Below are 22920 nucleotides of genomic sequence, written 5' to 3' on the forward strand. Positions count from 1 at the left end.
TTTCCAAAAGTATAGAACGGGTGAGATATGGAGTGAGCGTATTATCCTGCAAAACAATTAACGCAAGTGTCAAAAAATGCAGAAATATTAGTAAAATTCTTTTGTTTTATCAGTGCTAAGTGTTATAATACAAACAGAGGTTCTTAAATCATAAAAGGGAAGGAATGGTTATTATTGAGTAATAAAAATCTTTTTTATCTTGTCTGTGGCAACTTGGTTTTATACATAATCTTCTTATATTTCCATTTCACCACAAATTCTGTAAAGACTGCACGAGAATTCTTAGATAACACCCAAATAGACCCTACATTTTATGTAGCACCTTTGATTACATTTATTTTATCATTGGCATATACAGGACTAACTGTCTTTTTGTCCTTTAAACAAGGAGCAGTATCCTTGAGATACGGAGAATGGAGAGAATCTATATTCCCATTTTCTATTTCTATTGCTGGTGTTATAGGATTAATAACACTTGTACAAATGTTTTTAGGGAAATTTTCAGGAGTTGTTAGTGGATTTATTTTAATACTAGCCCTTATTTATGCACTTACAAGCTCAAGTGGAAATTACTCTAGAAGATAGCTCAATTTTACGAATTATACCCCTTGATAAGGGGTGTTTTTTTCTTTTTACTAGTTTAATAAAATTTCATACATAAGCAAAATCCCTCAGACGAGGAATCTTGATTCTGCATAAAAGAGGGATTTTATTCGGAAGGAGAGGGGAGTGTTAGGAGAATATTTTGTTCTTTTCTTCTTCAAATTCCCTGAGATCATAGTGTGCAATAGTGGTTGATACATCTTCGTGGTGTGCAACATACTTTGAAACGAGTTTTAAATCCACTCCACTTTCAAGAAGGTAAGTTACACAAGAGGCTTTAAATATATGAGGGTTGACTCTTCGTTGGAGAATATCGCTTAAAACATTTGAACAAAAATAATCTGCCCATGACTTTGAAGCTTGTTTAACTTCGCCACCGTATTTAGTTGAAAATATGTACTCCGATTCATAGCCTCTTTTCTCAACCCATAATCGCATGTACTTTAATGCCTCAAGGTTAATCATATAAGGCTCTACTTTGCCATCATCACCTTGTCCTTTTAGTCGCACATTATGGCTGTATACAAATGTCTTTCCATCAGGTATTGGATAATCCAGTATTTCTGTTTTGAATTGTATAATTTCACTCCTTCTGGCTCCGACGTTAAAGGCTGTCGCAAGCCAGGCCATACCTAAATAATTCTCGTCCTTTTCAAGTACATCCATCATATCTTTGTACTCATCAAAAGTAATTTTCACTTTATCATATACTTTGTTCTTGGGGATAGGAGGGAGCCCACGAGTCAAATTTCTAAAACTGCGGTACTCTTTGAAATCCTCGTCATCAGCAATTACATTCTCGATATAGTTAAACATGGACGAAACACAAGCTTTTTTAAAGCTTTGTGCAGAAGAGGAGAGTTTGCGATTATCACGAAGGTAGCTTAAATAACGAAGAATATCTCTTTTGGTAAGCTTATATAAGGGTTTGTTATTCATTGATTGATATACGTAATATCCAAACTGTCTTAGTCCAGATTGATATTGTTTCTTTGTTGCCGGACTAAAGTTTTGAACAGTAATGAACTCATCAACAATAGTTCTTAATTCATCGTTTACGTATTGCCACATTTCGTCTGTAATTTCAGGGAGTTTTTTAGCTCTATCCCGTAACATGTTTTTCTTAATTTTGGTCATTAATTCACCACCATTAGTACGTTTTAATTCCGTCTGCTTTTAAATCACTTTTTAATGCCTCTGTTAAACGTCCATCTTTTAGAGCCTCGGCAGTATTCTTCATAAAAGGACGAGGTTTCCCGTAGCCATATCCATATAAATCAGGGTAAGTATAACCCTGTCCGGTTTCAATGACTGTAGCAACATCTTTCCCATTATCTTCTCTAATATTATCCAATGACACCCCTTCACTTTCATTGGCGGTTATAAAAGAATCTTTAATTTGTCCTGTGCGTTCATAAAGAAGGGGATTATATGCACTGTAAACATCTTCTTCAACATGATCTTGACCAGTCTTCGTCATGACTTGCTTAACGTTAGAGGAAGATTTATGTATAGACTGAATAGCAGCTTTTTCAATCATTAGTTTAATTTCTTTTATGTTTTTTGCCATTACTGTCCATCAGTGCTGCTTTCAATTTCCTCGACCTTCTGCAGGATAAGATTATTTGCTTCTTCCTGAGATTTTTTTGATAACTCATCTATATTTTGCTGCAACATTACAGTGGCTTTTCCCAGCTTCTCTAGGCTTTCTTTAGGAAAACTCTTAATAATCAAAGGAAAATACTCTGAATCTACCAGTTTAAGATACCATTTGACTTTATTCTTAATGTCATTTGGAATACCTAAGTCTGTAAATTCTTTGATTAGTGAAAAGAATGCCCAATGAACTTGATTTATATCCTTGAAGGATTTAATACCTGCTTCTTTTGCTTCTTGTGGATCTGAAATTAATCCTATTAACATTTTTGTTAACCGAGAAGGGGAAAAGTATGGATAAATGAATACATGAACGTCATCAGTTAATGCGACTTTTTCCTTCTTATCATACTTAGTGATGCTTTCTTCGATTAAACCTAAATTTAACTTTTTTGATGTCATTTAAAATCCTCCTTTAAATAAAAACAGACACCTTATAGGGAAGATATACCTGGTGAAAATTTATTACTATTAATTGGTCAGTTGACTGGATCATTTGTGATATATACTGTCTGCCTTACATGGGAAAGTAACTTTTATCGAAAAAATTAGCTTTACTATACTTCGTATTTTTCCCAAGTGATTGCTTCATACTCATCCGAAGTTAAAATCCCAAGAGGAACCATTTGTTTTATCATTTCAGGAGTCCACAAATCATCGTCATAATAATCTTTTATTGTGTCAAACCAACTGTTCATTTGACAACACCGTTCACCAAAAGTTTAAAGGTAAGATCAGATAACTGTTTTTTCATTTTATCTAATTCCGACGGCTCAGGAGGAGGGGGTTGAAGGCTGTCTATATATTCTTGTGTCGCTGTCTCATACCATATTTGCCTGTCAGGGTCGAATTTCGCTTTATAGAAACCGTCAGTTGGTCGTATATCGGTAAAACTCCTTGGTATGGTTAATCCTTCTTCGATAAACATTTCAGCACCTGGTATATAGTTGTAATCTGTATCGTATTTAAAAAGCATTATCATAAAAGTCCCCCTTTTGTTGAGAATCTAGCTGAAAATGACATGAAACCATTTGGGTTTTCCGTATTAGAACAACTCTGAACACATACAGTTCCGTCAGGGTTAAAGACAGAACGGAAAAATTGAGGTGCCCCACCTGCTCCACTACTCGAAGCTGTGCCTATATGGTAGTAAGGATAAGGAGGCCGACAACCCTCTGGCAATGAGAAGGCAGTGACGGATGCGCCTAGTGTTCCGCCTGCTATCGCACCTCTGACGGTAACGAAACCTAGCGAATCCTTAGAAAATTGCAGTGGGTGCTCACTTCCGTCTACCGTGTACTGTTTCCATCCATTTGATAATGAAGGTGTCTGCCATTGTACGGTGAGATTTGTTGTTGCAACTTCAACCCAAGATGTCCAAGTTTCCGAATCATTTCTACGGATTCTGTATAAGAACCTCAGCCCAGTGGACGCATCATACGCAGTTTGAACAAGCGTATTCCCATAACTCATAACTGAAAGAAAGCATTTGGTTAAACCTGGCCCGTTAACTCCTGCATTGTATACTAGATACATTCCAGTTGCAGTCAATTCATTATAATCCGTTGTCTCACTGCTGCTTTTATAGAATAGCTGACCATTGTCTTGCGTTAGTTTAAATAGCTGACCGCCGTTCCATTTGTCTTTATCAGCCTGAATAACATGTCTGGCGGAGTCATTATTGTGGGCATCGAATTCCTGCTTAGAAGCTTGTTGTACGTTGTCAACCTTACCTAATCCAACCTGAGCTTTTGTTACGTCGTGAGGATTGTCTTTCCTGTTTTCGTGTGTGTCAGTATATGCCTTTGCATTGCTTTCAGCTGAGTTCCATATGTTTCTTTCAGTAGATGTCACATGTCTTACTACATCCTCGGTATGAAGATCAAATTCCACTTTTGTAGCTTGTTTTTCATTAATAACCTTATCGAGTCCTATTTGTGTTGCAGTGACATTATGAGGGTTTGAGTTGTTTTTTATATGTGAATCGAATTCTTCTTTACTAGCTTGTTGAACGTCATCAACATTTCCAAGTCCAACCTGCTTTTTTGTGACCTGATGAGGATTTTCAGTATTCTCAGTGTGTGATTTTAACTTATGATTTTGTTTCTCCATAAATTCACTTACTTTTGTTGTTAAAGCTTCTTCATGATCTGTCATATGCTTTTCAGTTCGTGAAAGAGAGTCTTTTAAGTTATTGATTTGTATATTATTTTGTTTAAGTTGTCCTATGAATAAACTGTTACCCATTAACTCACCGCAATTCCTTTCACTGTCAAACTGCCACTAACTGAAATAACCTCGACCCTAAATTTATGTAGACCAGCTATATCAAAATCCCAATACTCGTTAGTTCCCTGAGAACCGACACCTAACTGAAAACCGGTTTTATTTGTTCCACCTAATTCTGTTTTTTCTCCATTTTCATCAATAGCATAAAACTTAACTTCCCGCAAAGTTGAGGAGCCAGAGATCTTAACAGTAAGTTCCCGAAAATGACCCACTATAAATTCTTCACCTTCAGATGGGGCAGTTGTTGCTTCATGAAAAGTAAATGAAGTTTTGTCCGGAATCGTGATTACGACATTTTCAGTCGTTTCTGTCAACAACTCCACCTCCTTAATTTGAATAAAAACTGTCTTTTATCTAGAAAAACAAGAGGGGAGGACTTATTCAAAAAGCCCATCCTCTTGTAGCTTATTCCATATACCTTCCCAAGCTGGGGTAGAAGAAGGGGATGACTGAAGCGAACTTAAAGGTTCGTATTCATTGAAGTCGCCTTCAAAGCGTTGCTTGAAATCATCAACACTGATATAGGATTCATCTAATAGCAATAGGAATTTTTGTTCCAAGACATCAAATTGTTTGAACAGACCACACACTTCATCAAATGTCATTATTCCATCCCCCAAACAACGATTTTTAACCCAGTTAGATCAACTGTCCCGGCTGCTTTAACTGTCAGATGTATTTTTGGAGCAGTGAAAGTTAATTGTTTTTGCAAAGGGTAATTCTGAACAAAGGCAATGCTGTTGAATAAAACAGAACTATCATTACCTGATGTAGTTGCAGAATAAAATGGGATGTTTTTCGGGACGGAATAAATACTTGCTAAAACTTTGCTGTTTGAGCTGTCTGTTTGAGTTGTGTACATAGCAACACCGTAAGTTCTGAAAACACCAAGTGAATCGATTAGATCAACTGTATAAGACTTAGTTGCACCTGTAGCTACAGTATCAGCATCAGTAACAACAAATTCAGAATAGGATTTTTGAACTTGGGTTTTAATTGCTGCAGTGTTTTTAACCAAAACAGGGACAGAAGCCGTATTAGCTATATTTACATCAAGTGATGTATTGGCCACATTAACATTAAGAGGCTGGTCATTATTAAGACCAACCTCCAAAGGGACAGTGGAACATTCAATTGATACAGCAGTTATGGGATTACCTGTCCCATCATCTTTTGCAGAGGTGTATTTATCACCGTCCTGGTTTAAAAAAGCAATAATAAACGCCTCCTTAATTATTCAGTTGTTCCGCCAAGATCTGAGCTTTGAGTTGAACCTGTTGTATCCTCAACCGGAGCTGCAGTATTTTCATCTCTACTTGCTTCGATTACTACAGCCATTTCGTCTGTATCTGTATCTGCTAATGCTTCAAACTTAATTTCTGGTGCTAGAGCATTTCCATTTTCTAATGACATTTCAAATTCCCCTGAAGGAGAAACGTTAGGGAACTGGATATAGATGTCACTGTAAACTTCTTCTGTATCAGGATTATAGGCAATAGTGCGATATTCAACCTCATATCGTTCTGAGAACTTGCTGGCTTTAATGGCTAAACGTCTACCGACTTTTTCAATTTGATACACTGCTGTTAGTTTGTCTTTAGCAGCTGCAAATGCTGTTGGAATTGTATATGTACCATCAGTTGAAATAGCAATCTTATATGTTAAACCTTTTTTGTTATAGAAAGTTACATCGCTTACAGTTTTTCCTTTTAATGTAACTTTGTTTGTATCATCTACAATCAGTCCATGTTCTCTATCGAAAACCTTTACTTTTGTTTCTTCCTGGATTGTTTCACCCTGTGTCATTGCAAGCCATTCTAAATCAAAGAAAGCATTTTTGACAGTTAGGTTAATTTCCTTCTCAGATTTAAGAATGTAAAGTGGTTTATTTCCGATCCCACCTCTGAGTTTTTCTTCAGAGATTGCTTGGGAGAATGATGCTGTTTGTGCCTCGGCTGTGAATACAAGCTTACCGTCAGATTTTCGTTTGAAATAAACGTCAGCTGTATCTTGAATAACTGTTTTCATCTAATTGTTGCCTCCTTAAATAATAAAAAAGACAGCTATGCACTGCCTTTACCAAAACCTTTAGTTTGTTTCATGAAACTTTCTCTACTTATGTAGTGTTTTTCTTCTTCAAATAAGTCGATATGTTTTCCCCAGCTTTCCATGTGTTTGGCTGCATCAGGTGAAACGGTCGCAAACAGGGTGGATGTATCGTACTGTTTAAATTGACCAACTCTGTAGTAAGTCATGTATAACTGAAACAGAGTCATTTCATTTATATCTTTGTACAGATATCCAGTGTGAGTAGCAACACTGCTCATGATGTCTGCCATATCAACCATATCTGATTCCTGACTTTTCACCCTTTTGCTGCGCTCGTTAGCTCGCTGTATCTCTGGGTTAGAGCTGATTTTTTCTTCTTTTAGACAAGACATTCTCAAGACCAATTCTCTAAGGGCTTCGAAGTTTTCCGGTGTAAGTTTCTCTAGAATTTCAACACCATTAAAAACTGTACTAAATATTACTTCATACGCTTCTTTAAAATTCGGAAGGATACTTGTAATTTCAAATAAAGACAGTTTTTTAAGTTCGGCAATAAGACCATCTAATTGGCCAAATTGATTATTTTCCTTTTTGCTGTAAGTATAAATAATCTCTTTCTTAGACATCTTAAACCAGCTGAGGTACGGAGTTAAAAGTGCATATTCCTTAACTTTTATAAATCGACAATCGCCAAATTCAGTAGGGATTGGTTCACCGGTTATAAAGAATTCACTATCAATCATTTCATCGCCCCAAAGGTATATATTAATTTATATCCGAGGTAACCGTCAGGTGGATTAGTGATTAACAGTCTTTTATAAGAGTTTGTTTTACCAATACCAGCAAAATTCTGATTGAACAAGAGTTTATTAATTCTGTCATTAATCTTAAGATTTCTAAATTCAGTTTCTTCAAAGGTGTTAATATGGGTGAAAACATCAATCATCAAGTCTTGATCCAGAAGCATAGCGCTTTGGTTTGTCGGCTTAGGCAATGCATTCCCTAAATAAACACACATCCTACATAATGGTGAATCCGATAGATCGTCTGTTTTAGGTGCTCGCTTGAATATGGTATTGATTATAGCGGGAGAGTCATTTGTGGAGACATAATAATTTTCGAGTGATTGAACATCTGGATGAGAAGGGGAGAGAGGATCAGTTTTGTAATACAAGAGCCGATTCAGTTCAACATCATCCATAACTAATCTGAAGATTTTTGTCATCTGTTCAACAGTCATGCTCATGTCTTTTCACCAACTTTCTTTTTGGCTACCAATTTTATTGTTCCATGGTCTCCATAAACTTTAGAAAAGTCTATATCATCGACTTGATAATCTTCGCCAAAGAAGGTGAGAGTAAGTCCAATTTTCAATTTTTCATGAACAAGATAAGGAATTGTAATGTTTGCTTGACCATCTGGAAGATTTACAGCCAATTCAGATCCATTTATTGAAGTTGTCCTTTCGAATATGCAGGGGACTTCAGTTTTGTCACCAGGTACTTTTTCATAAATAGGCTTACCGGTGATTTCGTTAATTTTGCCAGTATCGACTAGCTTGTCTTCTGAAGTCAGAAAAAATGATGTTCCGCATAATTTTATCTCAGCCTTTTTGTAAATCTTATTACTGAGAGGGTGGGAGGTGATGAGCCATGTTTCGTCATTAAACTTAACAACCCCGCCACGATAAATATCAGCAATTTCACCTAGTATATATCTTGCAGAACCATCGCCACTAGAGTACTTAGAGGTAATCATTACTGTTTTTTCGATTTCATCAATTATGACTTTTTCAGATTCTAGCCCCTTAAGACCTTGTTGGAAAATAAGCTTACCATCATGACGAAGTTTATTATTAATGTTAACTTTGTGGTAATTACTGTAGTCCTTCATTTGAATCACCGTCTGTTGCTAAGTTATCCCTAAGTCTGTTTACTTCACCACTTACTGTTAATATAGTGTCCCTGATTTCTATGAGTTCAGGATCACTTAGCAGCTTTTTATTAAGGTATTTCTCCAATTTGAAGAGGACGGAATTGTTTCTTTTACACAGTTTATTGCAAAAAACATCTAAGTCCTCAAGCTTTATTTGTCCATCTTTTTGTGCCGATTTAACTTTAATTGAACTCATAGATAATCCACCGCAGCGTTCAATATTAAGCGTTCAATTTCGTTTTTCTGATCTATTACACTTTGTTTAAGGGAATTGAGTTGTGCACCAAAGTTCTTGATTCCAACGTCATTAGTGAAGGGTTGCCACGTATTCTCAAACAAGGTCTTTTTATTTAACAAAAAGATGTATCTCAAGAAATGTGCAAGAATAAGAAGATCATCCTCAGATAAATCTCTATTTACAGTTTCTGTTGAATCATCAGCCTTTAAATTGTCTCTGAGCCTGTTATTGAAATGAAGGATTGCATTTCGAATTGATTTATAAATGTCCTCTTCTTCATGAGGAACATCAAAATCAGATGTTTCACAGTTGTTTAAAAAGGTTTCCCATATTTGATCATATGATGTCATAAAAACCCCTCCTCTTAGTCAAAGAGAAGGGAAGGATCAGCGACTCCCATCCAATCAGCCAAAACTTTTAATTTGCCTGCAGCAATGTTATCGCTAAATTCTGAAGCAACGTCAATAATAAATTGCTTCTCAGAATCCACTGTAATTTTATCGAGCTTATTTTTTAGTTGTGCAATATTTCCCGATTTAATCATCTTTTCAATTTCTTCTTTGGTGTGGATGTTATTTTCATAAGCATCAGATTCAACAATGGAGTCCTTAATCTCTTTTGTTGTTTCATTGTCTTCAACAATAACTAATTCACCTTTATCAAAACAAACGCTATTCATTGTGAGCCACTCAACAACTTCTTTTGGAACTTCTTTAATATCTGCCTTACCATTTTTACTTCCAGCCCAAGTGTATTGTTTATGTCCGCCATCTCCGGTATACCCTACAAAATAAGATGTGCTTCTGTATCGTGCTAACTTAATTTTTTCTGTCAAATTTATATCCTCCTAAAAAATCCTCATATTTTGATTTAGATAGATACTGCAGCTTGTTCCTCAATAATTCCGATTGCTTCTCCAAAAAGAAGGTTAACAGAAGCATCTTGAACAATTTTCATTTTAATTCTTTCATCTTCGATATCTTGTTCTGTCAATTGACGCAGGCCGCCATACTCAACAACAGAAAATGGTTTTTGGGAAACGCCGCCGGCAAACATATATCCTTTATTGACAGGAAGTTCGACTTTACTATTTGTATCGTCAGTAAATGGGTTAGTGAGGTTGACAGCAGTTGTTCTACCGATTGTAGCAGGATTCAATGCAGTAAGGAGTTCCCCTTTAATTTCTTCTGTTAAGAAATTCTTGTACGTTGAGTCTGTTCCTTGTTGGATTGCGAAGTAGTCGATGAGAAGGGTGTCAGCTACGAAGATAGGTTTCCCGCCATAACGTTGAAGCACAGAGGCTACTTTGTTGTATTGTTGAAGAGTAAGGTTTGAGCCTGTTTGAACATTCTTTGCGGGGATTTTACCTGCTGTAATTGCACTTGCAGTTAATTGATGAATTTTATCGAGGTATAAACGGACTTTAGCATCTGCAATATCATTCACCAATTTATTAAAGTAAGCAATTGAATCTGTTACGAGATCTAGAGGCTCATAATAGAAACCTGTGGACATAGTTTTCGGAACAGCTGGAACTGATTCTTGCCCTTCAACACGAACTAAATCAACGCCAGAACCAGTAGCAGACCAAATAACTTTTGCTTTATTCTTTTTCGGGATTTTAATTTCTTTAATATTGCCTCGTTTTTCTTGTTGGACATTGGCCAAAAGGGAGAGCAGCTGAGTTACTTTTGGTTTTGCAATTTCATCTGCTTGTTCAACAACAAGGTTATTAAATTGATGGAGCATGGAAGGGTCAGGTGTAGTACCGCCATCACCAAACACTTTCTTAATGTAAGTTTGGATATCAGCTTGGTCTGTACCGTCCATTTTGTTATTTAATACACGGCTAAACAAGCCTTTGATTTTCACAGTATCTAATTTCATTTATAAAATACTCCTTTTATTGAAATTTATTTGTTATGTATTAGGCCTCGATTACTTCAAGGCGAACAAGTTTTTGTCCCATTGTGTAAACAAGGTCATCTTCATTATTTACAACTAGGAACTTAGCAGAAGAATCAGCATAATCCTCATGAGGTGAAGTAGGATCACTAAGAATATACTTTTGAGTAGCAATATCAAAGTGAGCCACTTGACCTTGTTTAACCTCAGTCACTCCTGTATTAAATGAAAATGCAGAAACATCAAAACGAGTATAAGCTGGCTCAAGGATAACAATTCGAGCATGTTCTCCTACACCGTTATAAAAATCTCTCATTGATTCACCAAGATAGCGTGCTTCAGGAGATGCAATTAAATATGCTTTTTTTGTTTTATCTGATAGCTTTGAAGCAGTACGGTTTCCCTCAGCATCAAAACCAAGTTCAACAAGCATGAAATTGTCAATGTCTGAACCAGTTACTTTTGCACCGTGAGCAACTGTTTTAATTTTTAAAGAATTCAAGTTTCCAGTAGTATGATTACCTACTTCAGTAAGGGATTTTTGTAATCTTGTAGCCATATTTTATTCCTCCAAGTTTAAAGTTTATTGTGAAAAGCGGGATTCAAAAGAGTCATCGTTAGGGATTAAATTTTCCCGTTTACTTGAAAATTCTCTAATGGTTACATTTGTTTCAGCAGGAACACTAACTAAATCAACTAACATTGTGTTAAGTTGTAATACAGCTTTTTCTCCTTCTTCACCTTGTTTAATGGAAGCATGGATAAGGTTTTGTACTTCTTCCGTGCTGAATTTATCCTCAGCATTTAAAGCTTCAAATTTCGCTTTATAGAATTCATTTTTCTCATTTAGTTTTTGCTCTAATAAAGTTTTCTCGTGTTTTTCTTTATAAGGCTTCAATTGTTCCACTTCAGAATTTAATTGCACAAGCTTTTCACTGGCAGTGTTGAATTGCTGTTCAATATCTGCCTTATTCTCATTGATTTGATTTACTTGTTTCGTTAAATCTTTAATCTGTTCATCTTTTTGGTTAAGTTGTGTTTGAATAGGTTCAGGAAGAACTTCCTCCCAGTTACGTGTCATGAATACCTCGGTTTTACTGTCAAAATCAATTGAAACAGTATCACCTGTTCTTGTGTAATTGAACTTAAAGTATTTGTCGTAGCTATTTTCATCTGACCAGCTATACACGTTTACGATGAAATATGTATCATATACATCTGCAATATAAGATGCTGACTCCTTGTCAAGGGTTGGATCTAATTGGTTATAAAGAAGTGTTCGAACGTCAGAATGAGACAATTCAAATACTTTTCTAAACTTATTCATTTTTTCACCTTCCTCATTATTTTGTCTTGTAGCTGCTTGAGCAACTAATCTTTCAAATTGTTGAATTTCATTAAAGCTAAGAAGTTTGGAAGAATCGTAAGCGGGGAGGACAATGTCATGCTCACCACGTTTCTCTGAATTTAAAATAGCATGACCTTCGAAATAGATAGGGGACTGTAGGTGTTCAATGCCATCTTGCATAGTGTAATTTGAATAAAGGATCTCACAACTTGTATTAATGTTAATACCCCGACCATACCATTCAAGTAAAAGTTCACATGCATCTTTAAATCGGGAGCTCCAAAGTATTGCATCTGCTGCCAATACTTCTTTTTTACCTTCTGGAGTTTCAATTTCAGTTATGTATCCCTCAGATGTAAAGACACCAATTGGAGCAGTATCTCTTTTTACTTCAAGTTCTCCGTGCTTGTCTGTGTCTAGATAAGCTTCATGAGTTCCCATTGCATCTGTAGAAGTATTTAATTCATCAACCTCGTAATATTTTGCAACAATCGGTTTATTAATAATTGTTGAAGCAGTTTCAAGAGCAACATCCTTAGAAATTACTGCGTTATTGTGAGAGACATCGAAATCAAAAATGACAAAGCTACATGACAACTTTGTTGGGTCATCTGATGTTTTAATCTCATTCAATTGAAGTTGGCATAGTTTTTTCTTTTGCTTCTTTGTCAAATAATTTCACCTCCCTTCAAAAGTGAAGTTTTAAATAGGATTGTCATTACCGTTGGATGTGGCTGACTTCACTGTGTTATCGTTGTTTTTATTTCCTTCATTTGGGCGGCCAGATTTATTCCCAGTGAAGGTATATGAAGTTTGATAAGGTCTAATTTTTTCTTGGAGTTTCAGCTCTTCAGTTTCATATAGAGTTTGTTCAAGGTAACTTTCCCAAGACACTCCTGCCAAATTATCAACAACGTGTTTAATAGACCAGCCCTTATCATTTAATTTAATTAAGATGTCCATTTTTTCTTTGAGAGTGAGTGGCTTGTCCTTATCGTAATTCATATAGTAGTTGTCTTTTTGGGCAACAGGCAAAACAAGGTTGAATAACTTTTGATAAACCTCTTGCTCAATATCCTCCATTAAAACTCCAATACGCTTATAAAAAGTATCCAAGTTTAACGACGAAGTTGCGTAATTACCCCCATCACCATTTAAAAGGGAGCCGGATAAGCCGTATGCAGATTGAATATCGCTATTGATATGGTCAAATTTTGCTCCATCTAATCCATCTGCTTTAACATCAGGAAAGTTGATATCGGCAAAGTCAGGGATTGATACTACAGTTACTCCATCTTTTTGGTTCTTTTCTAAAGCTGCTTTAACTCCACCATGAATTTTTTGTTTAACTGCTTTAGGCAGCTTCATGTTTGTGTATTCGCCATCGCCTTTATCTGTTCCAATCGTTAGAACTGCAACAGCGTTAATAATTTTATTTGCGATGGATCTTTCAACATCCTTAAGCTTCTTTTTATGGAGAACGTCATATAGACCTGGGGTAACCCAAGATGTTCCCAATCCCTGATTTCTCTTTAGTGTTCCTGTGCGGAGTGGAAAAGTTCTTTCTTGTGGTAATTCCTTATATCGATATTTCTCTCGATCTTTCATGAAGTTTTCATAATCGCTTTGTTTAATATAAGGGGAGAGGCTTTTTAACAATTCATTTCTATGATCATCTTTATACTTAGTGAACATCTTCATGTCAACTACACATACCCAATCTCCATTTCTTCTAAAGGAGGGGAACACATATTTAATCTCATCAAAGATAAACGGATAGGGGCTCTTAGCATCCCCAAGCCATATACCAACAAGAGTGCCAGCTGTAGCTACCTGTTTTAACAGATCCCTAGTAAGTCTTTTATGTTTGACCTTATGTAAGGATTTATTCAAAAGGGAAATATGCTTATCTGAAGACTTAACTTTATTAAAGGAGTCAATTTTATAGTTGAGGGTAGGGAGGGCTTCAATCAATTCAAACAATTGGTGAATCTCTGCAGTCGAAATGTAGAAATATTCAGCAAGTTCTTCGATTTCTTCTTGAAATTCATCGGGGTTAGAAAAATAATTCTTTAATTGTTCGGCCTCAATTTCCGTAACAATGCCATTGGAAAACATATTTGAGATAAAGCCGGAAGCAAATGTAGAAGTATAAGTTGAATAGTCATTCAGCATTTGCTTATACTCTTCAGACTCAATGTCAACTTTATTTAAGGTTACCATGTTTCACCTCATTTCTTTTAAAAATAGACTAGTTCATCTTCAACGTCATATTCAGTTTGTTTGTTTAACTGCCTTTCTAATACAGTGGCAATGTAGTTGCCATAAGCCACCGAGCTATATCTGTCTTTTCGTTTGCTCTTTGGCTCTTTAAGCTTAACTTGTCCGTTATCGCTATATTCGGCTTCTAAGTTGATCATTTCATTTATCAGAAGGGTAATCTGAGCATAGCTTGAAAGGAATTTTCCTTTAACTTCAGGAGATAGCCCTTCATAGCCTTTAAATCTTTTCAGATATTCTTTTCCTTCATTTTCGTTGATAGGAATTTTGATTTTCCCTCGTTTAAATCCGTCTTTGAGTAATACAGCAATTTCGCTGTTCAATTGTGCATTACCTTTAATGCTATAAATTACTTTTGCGGCATTTTGATAAGTACAACGCTCAGCCATTCTTTCATCGTTAATACATGAAAATGGATCATATTCTTTTGCACGTTCTTTATCGTATAAAGGCTGGCATAATGCATCATACACACCTAGTCCGATACTCTGCGTATCCAATACAATATAATCGCAATCATAATCTTCGTATATTTGTCGAATTCTTGTTGCTTGAGTTCCTGTGTGACCGCCTACGATGCTTTCCATGTATACAATATGACGATCATACCCATTGGAGTTTGGAATCAGTCTGAATACAGTGTAAACACTGGCATCATTATCCTTACCGGCCATTCCAGCGATATCATTGCTTACCAGTCTAATTTCTCCTGGTTTCTTGCCTTCATATTTGAAGTTGGAATCCTTGATTAGACTGTAATAGTCAGGAGGGAAGAGGGGAGAAGCAAGCTTGCGGTTCTTTTCAATGTCTTCAAATTTAAAATAAGCTTTTTCAGATTCACCAAACCAGAGAGCTTCCATTTCCATAGACCAACCAATAGGATCGAAGTCTTCTTCGGCCATTTCATCTCTAACCTGATCTTTATCCAAAAGACCTTCTTTAATTGCGATCTGGTAAGGAAGACCGCAAACAAAGTATTTGGATCCTTTCATCATGGCATTGTAGTAAGTTATGAATCTGTTAAATGACCAATGAACCTTGTACCAGCAGGATGACAAGTAAATTTCTTTGTTTCGCTCTTTTAGATGAGCATATTCTTCTTTTTCAAGATATTTAGGAGAACGGGGAGCTGTTAGAAATTTTCGAAGTACTTTACTGATGATTTCAAAATCAACCATTCTGAACTCATCTACAATAAGGAGGTTTGCACGTTTGGAGCGGGCGCCATCATTTGAGGCTACGATTTTAATCCAGCTGCCATTATGAAATTCAACTTTGGCATCATTCGTTGAGGTTTTTAAATCTTCTATTTCTCGCCTTAAATTAGGCGATTCTTTACGTAAGTCATCAATTTTCTCTATGACCTCACGAGCTTGCCCTTTTGTGCCTGATGCGATAACTATTTTAGTTCCTGGGAAGAGGATGGCTTGCACACAACAGTATACAGAGGTTAACCAAGTTTTACCCTGACCACGACTGGCCAGGTACATAAAATAATGGTTATGTACCATCATGTAAATTAAAATACATTGGAACAATTTAAGCGTAATACCTAAGTATTCTTTTACAAAACGATGTGGATTTGCTCTATAGAACGAAGTCCATGCGCCGATACCATCCATTAATCGTTCGGATTTTGATTTCTTTTTAAAGTTGTTTCCCTTTTTAAAAATATTGATTCCTCGACTGTGCTTGTTGCGATCTGTTATAAAATTTTTATGTGAGGTCATTTTCTCGATCCTCTTCTTCTGCAACAGGTTCTTCAACAGTGTGCTTATTCATTTCTTCCCAATATTCCTCTGAATATTGATTTTTAAAACCAAGCATTCGGGACAGATGCCCAAGGAAAAATACCTTAATGTATTTCCCGATTTTATCAGGATCCTTCCATCTAGGCTCTGGCTCAGGAATAGGTCTCTCATTCTCATATTTTTTGATCAGAGTGCCAAAAGACTCTTGTTCAACTCCACTTGCTCCAGTTTCTTGAACCGGTTTTAAATTACTTGACCCAAGTAAATCTTGAAGAGTTTTTTGCTGCTGATCGACTTTTTCACCATTTTCACGCCGTTTGCGTATATCTAACCGAGTCAAACATATTTCATTTATAAGAAGTTCCATTCCCTTAGAATCGCATTCATACCTATTCGTGAAGTCAATGTATTCATTCTGAAGCCAAATGTAATCTTCAACATCAAGACCACGACCCCAGAATTGCATTAATTCATCTATGTCTTCCTTAGATATATCTTCTGTGCTTTTAGCTAGTAACAATTGTGTTGTGTATTCTTGTTCTTCTTCAAAGTCAAACTCACTGTCTGCCCAAGTTTTTGACTTGTAATCTTTCATTCCGATATTTTTCATATACGTACCCAACACATTTCCAGCTGATTTTTTCTTGGACTCTGATTCATTAACAGCGGAAACCCACAAGTCGTAAACAAAAGGACGATCAATCATTCTTAAGATGTTTTGAACATTCTTTAAGTTATCTTTGTCTTTTTGGAATTCATTTTGGAGACAGCTCTTACATACTGACAGCTTGCCGGTTGCAGAATTGAAAGGAGATTCCGAGATATAATATTGATTGGCATTTTGTTCTTTGCCGCAGCATGAGCATTTTATTTTTTCAGCAGACATATTTCACCTCCATAAAGTTAGTTGATGTAAACACGTTTTATAAAACGCCCAGTAATAGAGCGGAAGGGGAGTACCGCAATCATCCTGGGCGTTCTAAAAAGGTGTTTAAACTAAAGAAGAGAGGACTTCATCGTGATGAAATCCTCCTTTGATCTCAATTCCTAATTTTTTAATTGTTTTGAGTTGATCTTTAGTAACAGTACAGTCAATATAAACGCCATTTGGGAAATGATTACCTTCTAAATAATTGACTGAGATAATAGTACAACTAATTCCTTTTTCTTTAGCCAAGTCTTTATAAATCTCTTTATGAGCACCTACAAGTAAAGGGATATTATTCTCTTGTGATAACCTAAGAAGAAGAGTTGTTTTGCCTTTACCTCTCTGAGAATCATTTACCAGAAGAACCTTAGGTGCATTTTTATGGAACTTTTCTTGTAGTGATTTATCAACGTCATTAAAAACAACTTTCATTCGTTTGAATGGCGGTTCGATTTTATCTCCAAAAATAGTTAAATGAATAGCTTCTAATACTCGCTTTATCTCAGAATCACATCTGTAACCAGACTGTTTTAACTCTGAGAGAGTTTCTAAGTGCTTATTCAGATATTTAAAGTCTTCATTCGTCATTTTCTTCTTCATCCTCAATCGTTTTTTGTATTACTTTAAAAAACCTTTTTGTAGTCAGCTATTAATGTGACTCCAATCTAAATAAAATTAAAGTTTTAAGCAAAATTTATAGGAGCCTACATCGAGGCTCCCTTAGTTGAAAAATAATGTCCTAACACTTCGATTAGGCTAAGTTGTACAAATTAACTGGCAATAATTAAGGAAAGCTCCGTTTTAAATTCATCTGAGAAATTAACCCAATGACCACTTAATTCGTTAACAAACTTTTTGTCTTCATTTGATTTTACTCCTTCTTATTAATTCAATATGTAATCGTACTGAATAGTCCGACCTTTACCAGACTCATAAATTGATAAGTTTGCTCCAGCTTTGGCACCTGTCATTAAGCTGTCACTGTATTCATCGGAACCCATTACAGAAGGGAGTTGTATAACTTGGATATTATGAGTGGCTGCTTCACCTACAGTGAGCATGTTTCCGTGGTGGAAGTGGGAGATGTACATGTAATCGTAGAATTTTCGTTTCATCTGTGAGATGTCACGAATGGCATTCTTTTTGTTTTTAATCTGGTGTCCGTGACAAGCAACAATTTCAAATTCAAGTAATTTAAAATCCACAATTCCTTCGTCGTATAAAGGAACTTCAATTCGCTCATTGTCTTTGAGTACGTCATGGATATAAGTAGCGATAATACGCTCTACATCTTCTTTAGGCATTTCCGAGCGATTTGTATTATGTAATCTTAGTTCAGTATGATTTGCAGAAGGGATATGTATGTACTTAATTTTGACGTGCTTAGAAAGCTCTAAAAGCCATTCAGCTTTGTACCTAGAGTATTTAATCACTTGGTCAATAAAACCGTACTGAAGGGCAGTTAATTGCGATACGCGCAATGCCATACCTTCAACACTGTCAGCACCATTTAACACGACCAGCTCATCTAAATTTTCTTTTTGAATGTACTCAACAGTTTCAGAAAGAATCTGATTCATCCGCTGCAAATAAATCTGTTCGTTGTATTCATTGTTGTTGCTTTTAAATTGCTTCCCGAAGTGTTCATCTCCAAATCCTAGAACTGCAGCTCTTTTTCTTTCGCTTCTTTTCAATGGATAGAAGGAAGGGGGAGGGAGAGTGCCTACTTTCTCAATTGCTTCGGTTACATTTTCATATAGAAGCTCTGTTCGTCCTTTGACACGTGTGCTTTTATGTATTTCATGCTTTACAGCTTGAAGCTTCTTTCTCTCTTCCATGATTTCAACCTTTTTCATTTCCAGTTCAAGGAGAGAATAGTTTGATTCAGCTGACTTTTCTTTTTGGTATTCAACCCCCTCAATGAAGTTGTTGAACCATTTTCTGTAAGCTGATTCACCTTTAGATTCGCCGGTTTCTTTGTTGATTAACTCTTTGATTTCTTCCCAGCTTAGATTATAAATGTCTTTATTAGAGCAGATTCTTATTTTCCATTCTTTAAGGTTTTCATCTGAGTGACGCTTAGTTTGAATAGGATCGATCATTCAGGCAGTCATCTCCTTACTCAACGTCTTTAACAGGAAGTTCATTTTCTTCTTTTACAGTAATTGAAACATTCTTTCCATTAAACTCTGAGAGAATTTCTTTGAAGTCATATGTGTATTCAGCTTCTTTAGTTTGTTCAGTAACTTCCATTACGTCCATATCGAAAAAGCCTTTAACATTAATTTGATGTACTTTTTTGCTTGCCATTTAAATTCCTCCAATAATTTTCTATTTACGTACAATAAGCTCCTTCGGAAGCCCGATGATCCGAAGCATCGGTAACGTCCGAGAAGGGGATATAAAGGAGATGAAAGATAAGTCGGATAGGCGTTGGGGAAACGCCCGAAGGAGATTATTGATAACTTGCGTACCGGAAGGCTCGGAAGCACATTCCGGCTGATCAGTAAAGTGAAACGCAAGCACAAAAAGACCTCCGCCATGATGGTGGAAGCCTCGTTCTGATTGCGTAAGGGAATTTCAAATATCAAAAATGTCAATTATGTGCTTTTAATAAAAAGATTATTAAGAAAAGCAAGATAATCCAGAACGTTGACAAAAAAGAAGCGCAAAGGGATGCAAACCAAAAATTCAAAAGTACTTCAAGGGAGCTGCTAAAACTTCCATTTAAAAATATTAATACAATTAGGGAAAGGAGAGATAAAACAAACATATACGCAATTGCCGTCATAAGCCAAGATATAATTTTTTTATTTGTTCCTAACACAACTAGATGCTTGTAAAATTTACTTATATTCGATGTTTGTAATATCGAAACACTCGCAATAAAAAAACCAACAGAAGTTGATCCAAAAGCAATTGAGCCTAGCAATACATCTTTTAAGTTAACAATACTGTCATAACTAGGTTGAATAATAAATACAACGATCAAAGGTATTACAAAAAGGCTCAATTTTAAAGAAATGCCCAATTTAACACCGCCTAAATTGCAAATTAATCATCACTATTCACATACATTGTCTCTATCAAAGTCTTTTGATTCGAAAATATTTTCTCCAAGGAATCCATTATTAAAGTAGCTGTTTCTTTTTGGTTTTTGTCTAGCTTGACACGAATATAATCAGTAAATCGATCACTTAGTAAGTCAAGTGGTTCTGTTATATCACCATGTTTTGATACTGCCTTAAGCGTTGATACATTTTGGCCTAAATGCGTCAGATTCTTTATCTTATTGACAGTTTTAAGCACTTTCATACCTTGTTCTTTTGCGCTTATAGTAACTTTTATACGATCTGCCCCAAGAGAATGAGCTAATAACATATCGCCTAGTATAGGACGGTTTTCCAGCTTGTTAATGTCTAAGTTTTTTGGCATTACGAAAGAATATTCGACCTTTTCGATTGCATTTGCATTGGACAGTCTTGCCAATTTTTCGACATCTGGCACAACGTCCATCATATACTTAGAATACTGAGAGGAAATTTGGGTATACTTTATCAATTTTCTAATAAAAATACCAAAGGTTTTGTCATTTACTCCACCATATTTTTTATGAAGTAAAAGTGTTTTAGTCAAAGGGTAATATAGAAATCCAGTATTAACTATAGTTCCCTCATCAGGACCAGCTGCATATTTTGTCCTTGAGCCATCAAGTTTAGCTATTTCACCCTCAGATGTTACATCAAGCTTTTCTAATACCCCGACCCAATAATGATTGATAGAGGCTTCGTTCACTTTCTGTTTTTCTAAGAATGTGATTCGTAAGACATTCCCACCTGCTTCTATATTATCCACTTTTTGCTGGTCGATTATACTTTTCTGGTATGCAAACAGCTTATCCATTCCATTCTCTTCGCCGTTTGGTTCGGAAAAATTAAAGAAATTTCCTCTAATAGTTATTTCTTTAGATGACAAAAGACTCACTCCTAGTTTATATTCAACTAGAATAGTTCGACACAAATGTCATTTTTCCTGCATAAATAACAAAAAAATGAAAAGGATAATCAATTAGTTGGTTTTTCTGTTGAATATATACTAGAGGCAAGGAAGCAATATGATGATTATTAATAGTTGGCAAAAGTAGGACAAAGCCCCAATATGAAACTCCTTGAGGTTTAGTCCACAAAGGGGGGTTACCCCATATTCACTTATCTGAATCCCTGATGCTCCAAGTCCTCAAACAAATGAATATTTGCCGATTACTGATATCGCACATACCAGTAATCAACTTATTAATTGACGACACCCCCATGCCATCAAAAAAAAACTAATTAATTAACCCAGAGATGAAGGTGAAAAGAGGAGAGGGCGACATTTTCCTCCATAACTTCTAACTCTGTCACTTTTAGGAGCATAAGCTCTTTGTGACAAAGCGTGCAGGTAGTCTTTCCTGTCGTCCTCATTAACTTATTATTTAGCTTTCACTGCGTCTTTGAGAGGTTTTGCAGGCTTAAATTTTACTGCTTTTGAAGCAGGGATTTCGATTTCCTCACCAGTTTGAATATTTCTCCCTTTACGAGCTGCACGTTCACGAACTTCAAATGTTCCGAAACCAGGAATACTTACTTTTTCTCCACTTTTTAATGCCTCTGAAATAGTGTCAAAAACTGTTTCGACACTTGGAGCTGCTTCTTTTTTAGATTCCCCTTGTTTTTCTGCCACTTTAGCGATTAGTCCTGTTTTATTCATAATCAATTTCCTCCTAAGTGAATTTAAATTTATTCTAAATAAACAATAAAGATTGTCTCTTATATAGACGGGGGAAACGTACTAGCCCTTTTATGTGGAAATTAGCTTTCTGTCTCCCTTATGACGATTATCTCAAAAGGGGCTTTCAACCCAGTCACACCAAGGGTTCAAGGCGCTTTTTTGTTGAAGTTTTTTCGGTAAAATCGCTGTACACCTTGGGGGAGTAAGGCTCAAGGCACTTTCTAACGGTGGTTATTCCTCTTTTTGTTATATTTTTTGTATTTGTCACATTCTTTTTTCTTTCCACAAGACTGGCAGTACTTCGCTTTGTTAGATGTTGGCTTAAAAGCTTTTCCACAAATACAGCATCCTTTAAAGGTCTTTAAATTATGCTTAATATTCTCCAGTACAATATCGCCAAAGCACTCCCACAGTGTCGACTTGAATTTACTTTTTTTCTTATATAGATGTTTTACCAATACATCTGTAATAAATCTGTCATCATTATGTATTTCCAATAGTTTTTGTTTGATAATCTTATAGACATAAAGTTTTTGTCCTGGTTTGATATCTTCATCATTCATAAGCCATTTTTTGTTTCGATCAAGACGTTTGTATTCATTAATTATGGCTTCATTAAGTTTAATCTCTTTGTTTTTGAGTAAGAAGAGGTAATCAAATCTTCCTGCAACTGCAGCAAAGTTGATTCGATCATTAGGAATAATTGAATCCAGTTTATTTACAGTACTATCATTAATCGGTTCAACACAGTGATCGTCTTTGTCTTTTGCATTAATGAAAAAGTGAGGTACTTTGTTCTTTATGTAATCTTTGATTTTCTCATCAACATGCTCAGGACGAGTAGGCATGAATAAGGTTTTTGCGAACTTTGATACCCTCGGTTTCCCGATATTTTATTAGGGAATAGACCATATCATCATCTGTGCTAGACAGATGGTCAGCGCTTCATAATAAGGAATTTCACCTTATTATTACTCCATAAAGGATGGTCGTTGCACCTTCATTTACAAGTGCTTCCCAGCATGATGTAAACGCTTGGCACAGGGTTATCGTATCGATAAGGACTTAGAATTCCCCTGTTAGCACACTCATTGACGATCATTTCCTATCGTTACTTTTCGCTGAATGCACACCCTAGGTTTCTAGGTTCACTGACTTTTCATCCGCA

At 35.9% G+C, this 22920-nt stretch carries 29 protein-coding genes and 1 pseudogene; 1 reads left to right on the forward strand and 29 read right to left on the reverse strand.

Features of this window, described 5'->3' with window-relative positions; translation table 11 throughout:
* The first annotated feature begins 174 nt into the window (after positions 1-174).
* Complete coding sequence (locus ACMX2I_RS10400) at positions 175-585, forward strand: hypothetical protein (protein ID WP_414956863.1); 411 nt, start codon at positions 175-177, stop codon at positions 583-585.
* 147 nt (positions 586-732) lie between these two features.
* Here the strand turns inward: ACMX2I_RS10400 and ACMX2I_RS10405 are convergent, their stop codons facing one another.
* The 29 genes and pseudogenes from ACMX2I_RS10405 to ACMX2I_RS10545 form a co-directional block, all read right to left on the reverse strand.
* On the reverse strand, positions 733-1740 hold the full coding sequence (locus ACMX2I_RS10405) for a tyrosine-type recombinase/integrase (RefSeq protein ID WP_414956864.1): 1008 nt from the start codon (positions 1738-1740) through the stop codon (positions 733-735).
* 13 nt (positions 1741-1753) lie between these two features.
* The gene (locus ACMX2I_RS10410; protein WP_414956865.1) at positions 1754-2173 is read right to left on the reverse strand and encodes a hypothetical protein; all 420 of its coding nucleotides are present in this window, start codon (positions 2171-2173) and stop codon (positions 1754-1756) included.
* A complete protein-coding gene (locus ACMX2I_RS10415; protein WP_414956866.1) occupies positions 2173-2661 on the reverse strand; it encodes a hypothetical protein in 489 nt (162 codons plus the stop codon). The genes ACMX2I_RS10410 and ACMX2I_RS10415 overlap by 1 nt, the downstream gene beginning before the upstream one ends.
* A gap of 155 nt (positions 2662-2816) precedes the next feature.
* Positions 2817-2957 carry an XkdX family protein gene (locus ACMX2I_RS10420; RefSeq protein WP_414956867.1) on the reverse strand — a complete coding sequence of 47 codons (141 nt, stop codon included), beginning with the start codon at positions 2955-2957 and terminating at the stop codon, positions 2817-2819.
* A complete protein-coding gene (locus tag ACMX2I_RS10425; protein WP_414956868.1) occupies positions 2954-3241 on the reverse strand; it encodes a hypothetical protein in 288 nt (95 codons plus the stop codon). Before ACMX2I_RS10425 ends, ACMX2I_RS10420 begins: the two co-directional genes overlap by 4 nt.
* Positions 3238-4506, reverse strand: coding sequence for a pyocin knob domain-containing protein (locus ACMX2I_RS10430; protein ID WP_414956869.1), 1269 nt, complete (start codon positions 4504-4506; stop codon positions 3238-3240). Before ACMX2I_RS10430 ends, ACMX2I_RS10425 begins: the two co-directional genes overlap by 4 nt.
* A complete protein-coding gene (locus ACMX2I_RS10435; RefSeq protein ID WP_414956870.1) occupies positions 4506-4862 on the reverse strand; it encodes a hypothetical protein in 357 nt (118 codons plus the stop codon). The genes ACMX2I_RS10430 and ACMX2I_RS10435 overlap by 1 nt, the downstream gene beginning before the upstream one ends.
* Positions 4863-4925: 63 nt before the next feature.
* Entirely contained in the window at positions 4926-5153 is a 228-nt protein-coding gene (locus tag ACMX2I_RS10440; protein WP_414956871.1) for a hypothetical protein, read from the reverse strand.
* Positions 5153-5764: a hypothetical protein gene (locus ACMX2I_RS10445; protein ID WP_414958320.1), complete on the reverse strand. Its 612-nt coding sequence runs from the start codon at positions 5762-5764 to the stop codon at positions 5153-5155. Before ACMX2I_RS10445 ends, ACMX2I_RS10440 begins: the two co-directional genes overlap by 1 nt.
* A 17-nt stretch (positions 5765-5781) precedes the next feature.
* Positions 5782-6576 carry a hypothetical protein gene (locus tag ACMX2I_RS10450; RefSeq protein WP_414956872.1) on the reverse strand — a complete coding sequence of 265 codons (795 nt, stop codon included), beginning with the start codon at positions 6574-6576 and terminating at the stop codon, positions 5782-5784.
* 35 nt (positions 6577-6611) lie between these two features.
* A complete protein-coding gene (locus ACMX2I_RS10455; RefSeq protein WP_202657295.1) occupies positions 6612-7340 on the reverse strand; it encodes a hypothetical protein in 729 nt (242 codons plus the stop codon).
* A complete protein-coding gene (locus ACMX2I_RS10460; RefSeq protein WP_414956873.1) occupies positions 7337-7843 on the reverse strand; it encodes a hypothetical protein in 507 nt (168 codons plus the stop codon). Before ACMX2I_RS10460 ends, ACMX2I_RS10455 begins: the two co-directional genes overlap by 4 nt.
* Entirely contained in the window at positions 7840-8490 is a 651-nt protein-coding gene (locus ACMX2I_RS10465; protein ID WP_414956874.1) for a hypothetical protein, read from the reverse strand. The genes ACMX2I_RS10460 and ACMX2I_RS10465 overlap by 4 nt, the downstream gene beginning before the upstream one ends.
* A complete protein-coding gene (locus ACMX2I_RS10470) occupies positions 8474-8728 on the reverse strand; it encodes a hypothetical protein (RefSeq protein WP_414956875.1) in 255 nt (84 codons plus the stop codon). The genes ACMX2I_RS10465 and ACMX2I_RS10470 overlap by 17 nt, the downstream gene beginning before the upstream one ends.
* Positions 8725-9120 (reverse strand): hypothetical protein, encoded by a 396-nt coding sequence (locus ACMX2I_RS10475; RefSeq protein ID WP_414956876.1) that lies wholly within the window; start codon positions 9118-9120, stop codon positions 8725-8727. Before ACMX2I_RS10475 ends, ACMX2I_RS10470 begins: the two co-directional genes overlap by 4 nt.
* Positions 9121-9134: 14 nt before the next feature.
* Positions 9135-9605 carry a hypothetical protein gene (locus ACMX2I_RS10480; RefSeq protein WP_414956877.1) on the reverse strand — a complete coding sequence of 157 codons (471 nt, stop codon included), beginning with the start codon at positions 9603-9605 and terminating at the stop codon, positions 9135-9137.
* A 35-nt stretch (positions 9606-9640) separates the two neighbouring features.
* The gene (locus tag ACMX2I_RS10485; protein WP_108490769.1) at positions 9641-10657 is read right to left on the reverse strand and encodes a hypothetical protein; all 1017 of its coding nucleotides are present in this window, start codon (positions 10655-10657) and stop codon (positions 9641-9643) included.
* A gap of 40 nt (positions 10658-10697) precedes the next feature.
* Positions 10698-11234: a hypothetical protein gene (locus ACMX2I_RS10490; protein ID WP_414956878.1), complete on the reverse strand. Its 537-nt coding sequence runs from the start codon at positions 11232-11234 to the stop codon at positions 10698-10700.
* Between the two features lie 24 nt (positions 11235-11258).
* Entirely contained in the window at positions 11259-12695 is a 1437-nt protein-coding gene (locus tag ACMX2I_RS10495) for a hypothetical protein (RefSeq protein ID WP_414956879.1), read from the reverse strand.
* Between the two features lie 30 nt (positions 12696-12725).
* Positions 12726-14246 carry a hypothetical protein gene (locus tag ACMX2I_RS10500; protein ID WP_414956880.1) on the reverse strand — a complete coding sequence of 507 codons (1521 nt, stop codon included), beginning with the start codon at positions 14244-14246 and terminating at the stop codon, positions 12726-12728.
* 17 nt (positions 14247-14263) lie between these two features.
* Positions 14264-16033: a terminase large subunit domain-containing protein gene (locus ACMX2I_RS10505; RefSeq protein WP_414956881.1), complete on the reverse strand. Its 1770-nt coding sequence runs from the start codon at positions 16031-16033 to the stop codon at positions 14264-14266.
* Entirely contained in the window at positions 16020-16940 is a 921-nt protein-coding gene (locus ACMX2I_RS10510; protein ID WP_134982307.1) for a hypothetical protein, read from the reverse strand. The genes ACMX2I_RS10505 and ACMX2I_RS10510 overlap by 14 nt, the downstream gene beginning before the upstream one ends.
* 105 nt (positions 16941-17045) lie before the next feature.
* A complete protein-coding gene (locus tag ACMX2I_RS10515) occupies positions 17046-17570 on the reverse strand; it encodes a hypothetical protein (protein ID WP_414956882.1) in 525 nt (174 codons plus the stop codon).
* Between the two features lie 296 nt (positions 17571-17866).
* A complete protein-coding gene (locus ACMX2I_RS10520) occupies positions 17867-19084 on the reverse strand; it encodes a hypothetical protein (RefSeq protein WP_414956883.1) in 1218 nt (405 codons plus the stop codon).
* Positions 19085-19100: 16 nt separating this feature from the next.
* Positions 19101-19292 (reverse strand): YonK family protein, encoded by a 192-nt coding sequence (locus ACMX2I_RS10525; RefSeq protein ID WP_010328101.1) that lies wholly within the window; start codon positions 19290-19292, stop codon positions 19101-19103.
* Positions 19293-19578: 286 nt separating this feature from the next.
* Positions 19579-20013, reverse strand: coding sequence for a hypothetical protein (locus ACMX2I_RS10530; protein ID WP_268473153.1), 435 nt, complete (start codon positions 20011-20013; stop codon positions 19579-19581).
* A gap of 23 nt (positions 20014-20036) precedes the next feature.
* Entirely contained in the window at positions 20037-20957 is a 921-nt protein-coding gene (locus tag ACMX2I_RS10535) for a hypothetical protein (RefSeq protein ID WP_414956884.1), read from the reverse strand.
* Between the two features lie 495 nt (positions 20958-21452).
* Positions 21453-21731, reverse strand: coding sequence for an HU family DNA-binding protein (locus ACMX2I_RS10540; protein WP_414956885.1), 279 nt, complete (start codon positions 21729-21731; stop codon positions 21453-21455).
* A 242-nt stretch (positions 21732-21973) separates the two neighbouring features.
* Positions 21974-22618, reverse strand: a pseudogene (locus ACMX2I_RS10545) (hypothetical protein); the annotation flags it as partial.
* Positions 22619-22920: the final 302 nt, after the last annotated feature.

This window comes from Bacillus sp. SW14 (assembly GCF_047608225.1).
Taxonomy (GTDB): domain Bacteria; phylum Bacillota; class Bacilli; order Bacillales; family Bacillaceae; genus Bacillus; species Bacillus subtilis_G.

Excerpts from the sequence above, each read along its gene's own strand:
- ACMX2I_RS10540 (WP_414956885.1), bottom strand. The coding sequence starts at position 21,731 with ATGAATAAAACAGGACTAATCGCTAAAGTGGCAGAAAAACAAGGGGAA.
- ACMX2I_RS10515 (WP_414956882.1), bottom strand. The coding sequence starts at position 17,570 with ATGACGAATGAAGACTTTAAATATCTGAATAAGCACTTAGAAACTCTC.
- ACMX2I_RS10430 (WP_414956869.1), bottom strand. The coding sequence starts at position 4,506 with ATGGGTAACAGTTTATTCATAGGACAACTTAAACAAAATAATATACAA.
- ACMX2I_RS10475 (WP_414956876.1), bottom strand. The coding sequence starts at position 9,120 with ATGACATCATATGATCAAATATGGGAAACCTTTTTAAACAACTGTGAA.
- ACMX2I_RS10410 (WP_414956865.1), bottom strand. The coding sequence starts at position 2,173 with ATGGCAAAAAACATAAAAGAAATTAAACTAATGATTGAAAAAGCTGCT.
- ACMX2I_RS10455 (WP_202657295.1), bottom strand. The coding sequence starts at position 7,340 with ATGATTGATAGTGAATTCTTTATAACCGGTGAACCAATCCCTACTGAA.
- ACMX2I_RS10470 (WP_414956875.1), bottom strand. The coding sequence starts at position 8,728 with ATGAGTTCAATTAAAGTTAAATCGGCACAAAAAGATGGACAAATAAAG.
- ACMX2I_RS10450 (WP_414956872.1), bottom strand. The coding sequence starts at position 6,576 with ATGAAAACAGTTATTCAAGATACAGCTGACGTTTATTTCAAACGAAAA.
- ACMX2I_RS10415 (WP_414956866.1), bottom strand. The coding sequence starts at position 2,661 with ATGACATCAAAAAAGTTAAATTTAGGTTTAATCGAAGAAAGCATCACT.
- ACMX2I_RS10405 (WP_414956864.1), bottom strand. The coding sequence starts at position 1,740 with ATGACCAAAATTAAGAAAAACATGTTACGGGATAGAGCTAAAAAACTC.
- ACMX2I_RS10485 (WP_108490769.1), bottom strand. The coding sequence starts at position 10,657 with ATGAAATTAGATACTGTGAAAATCAAAGGCTTGTTTAGCCGTGTATTA.
- ACMX2I_RS10520 (WP_414956883.1), bottom strand. The coding sequence starts at position 19,084 with ATGATCGATCCTATTCAAACTAAGCGTCACTCAGATGAAAACCTTAAA.
- ACMX2I_RS10420 (WP_414956867.1), bottom strand. The coding sequence starts at position 2,957 with ATGAACAGTTGGTTTGACACAATAAAAGATTATTATGACGATGATTTG.
- ACMX2I_RS10510 (WP_134982307.1), bottom strand. The coding sequence starts at position 16,940 with ATGTCTGCTGAAAAAATAAAATGCTCATGCTGCGGCAAAGAACAAAAT.
- ACMX2I_RS10525 (WP_010328101.1), bottom strand. The coding sequence starts at position 19,292 with ATGGCAAGCAAAAAAGTACATCAAATTAATGTTAAAGGCTTTTTCGAT.
- ACMX2I_RS10440 (WP_414956871.1), bottom strand. The coding sequence starts at position 5,153 with ATGACATTTGATGAAGTGTGTGGTCTGTTCAAACAATTTGATGTCTTG.
- ACMX2I_RS10505 (WP_414956881.1), bottom strand. The coding sequence starts at position 16,033 with ATGACCTCACATAAAAATTTTATAACAGATCGCAACAAGCACAGTCGA.
- ACMX2I_RS10500 (WP_414956880.1), bottom strand. The coding sequence starts at position 14,246 with ATGGTAACCTTAAATAAAGTTGACATTGAGTCTGAAGAGTATAAGCAA.
- ACMX2I_RS10490 (WP_414956878.1), bottom strand. The coding sequence starts at position 11,234 with ATGGCTACAAGATTACAAAAATCCCTTACTGAAGTAGGTAATCATACT.
- ACMX2I_RS10465 (WP_414956874.1), bottom strand. The coding sequence starts at position 8,490 with ATGAAGGACTACAGTAATTACCACAAAGTTAACATTAATAATAAACTT.
- ACMX2I_RS10425 (WP_414956868.1), bottom strand. The coding sequence starts at position 3,241 with ATGATAATGCTTTTTAAATACGATACAGATTACAACTATATACCAGGT.
- ACMX2I_RS10460 (WP_414956873.1), bottom strand. The coding sequence starts at position 7,843 with ATGAGCATGACTGTTGAACAGATGACAAAAATCTTCAGATTAGTTATG.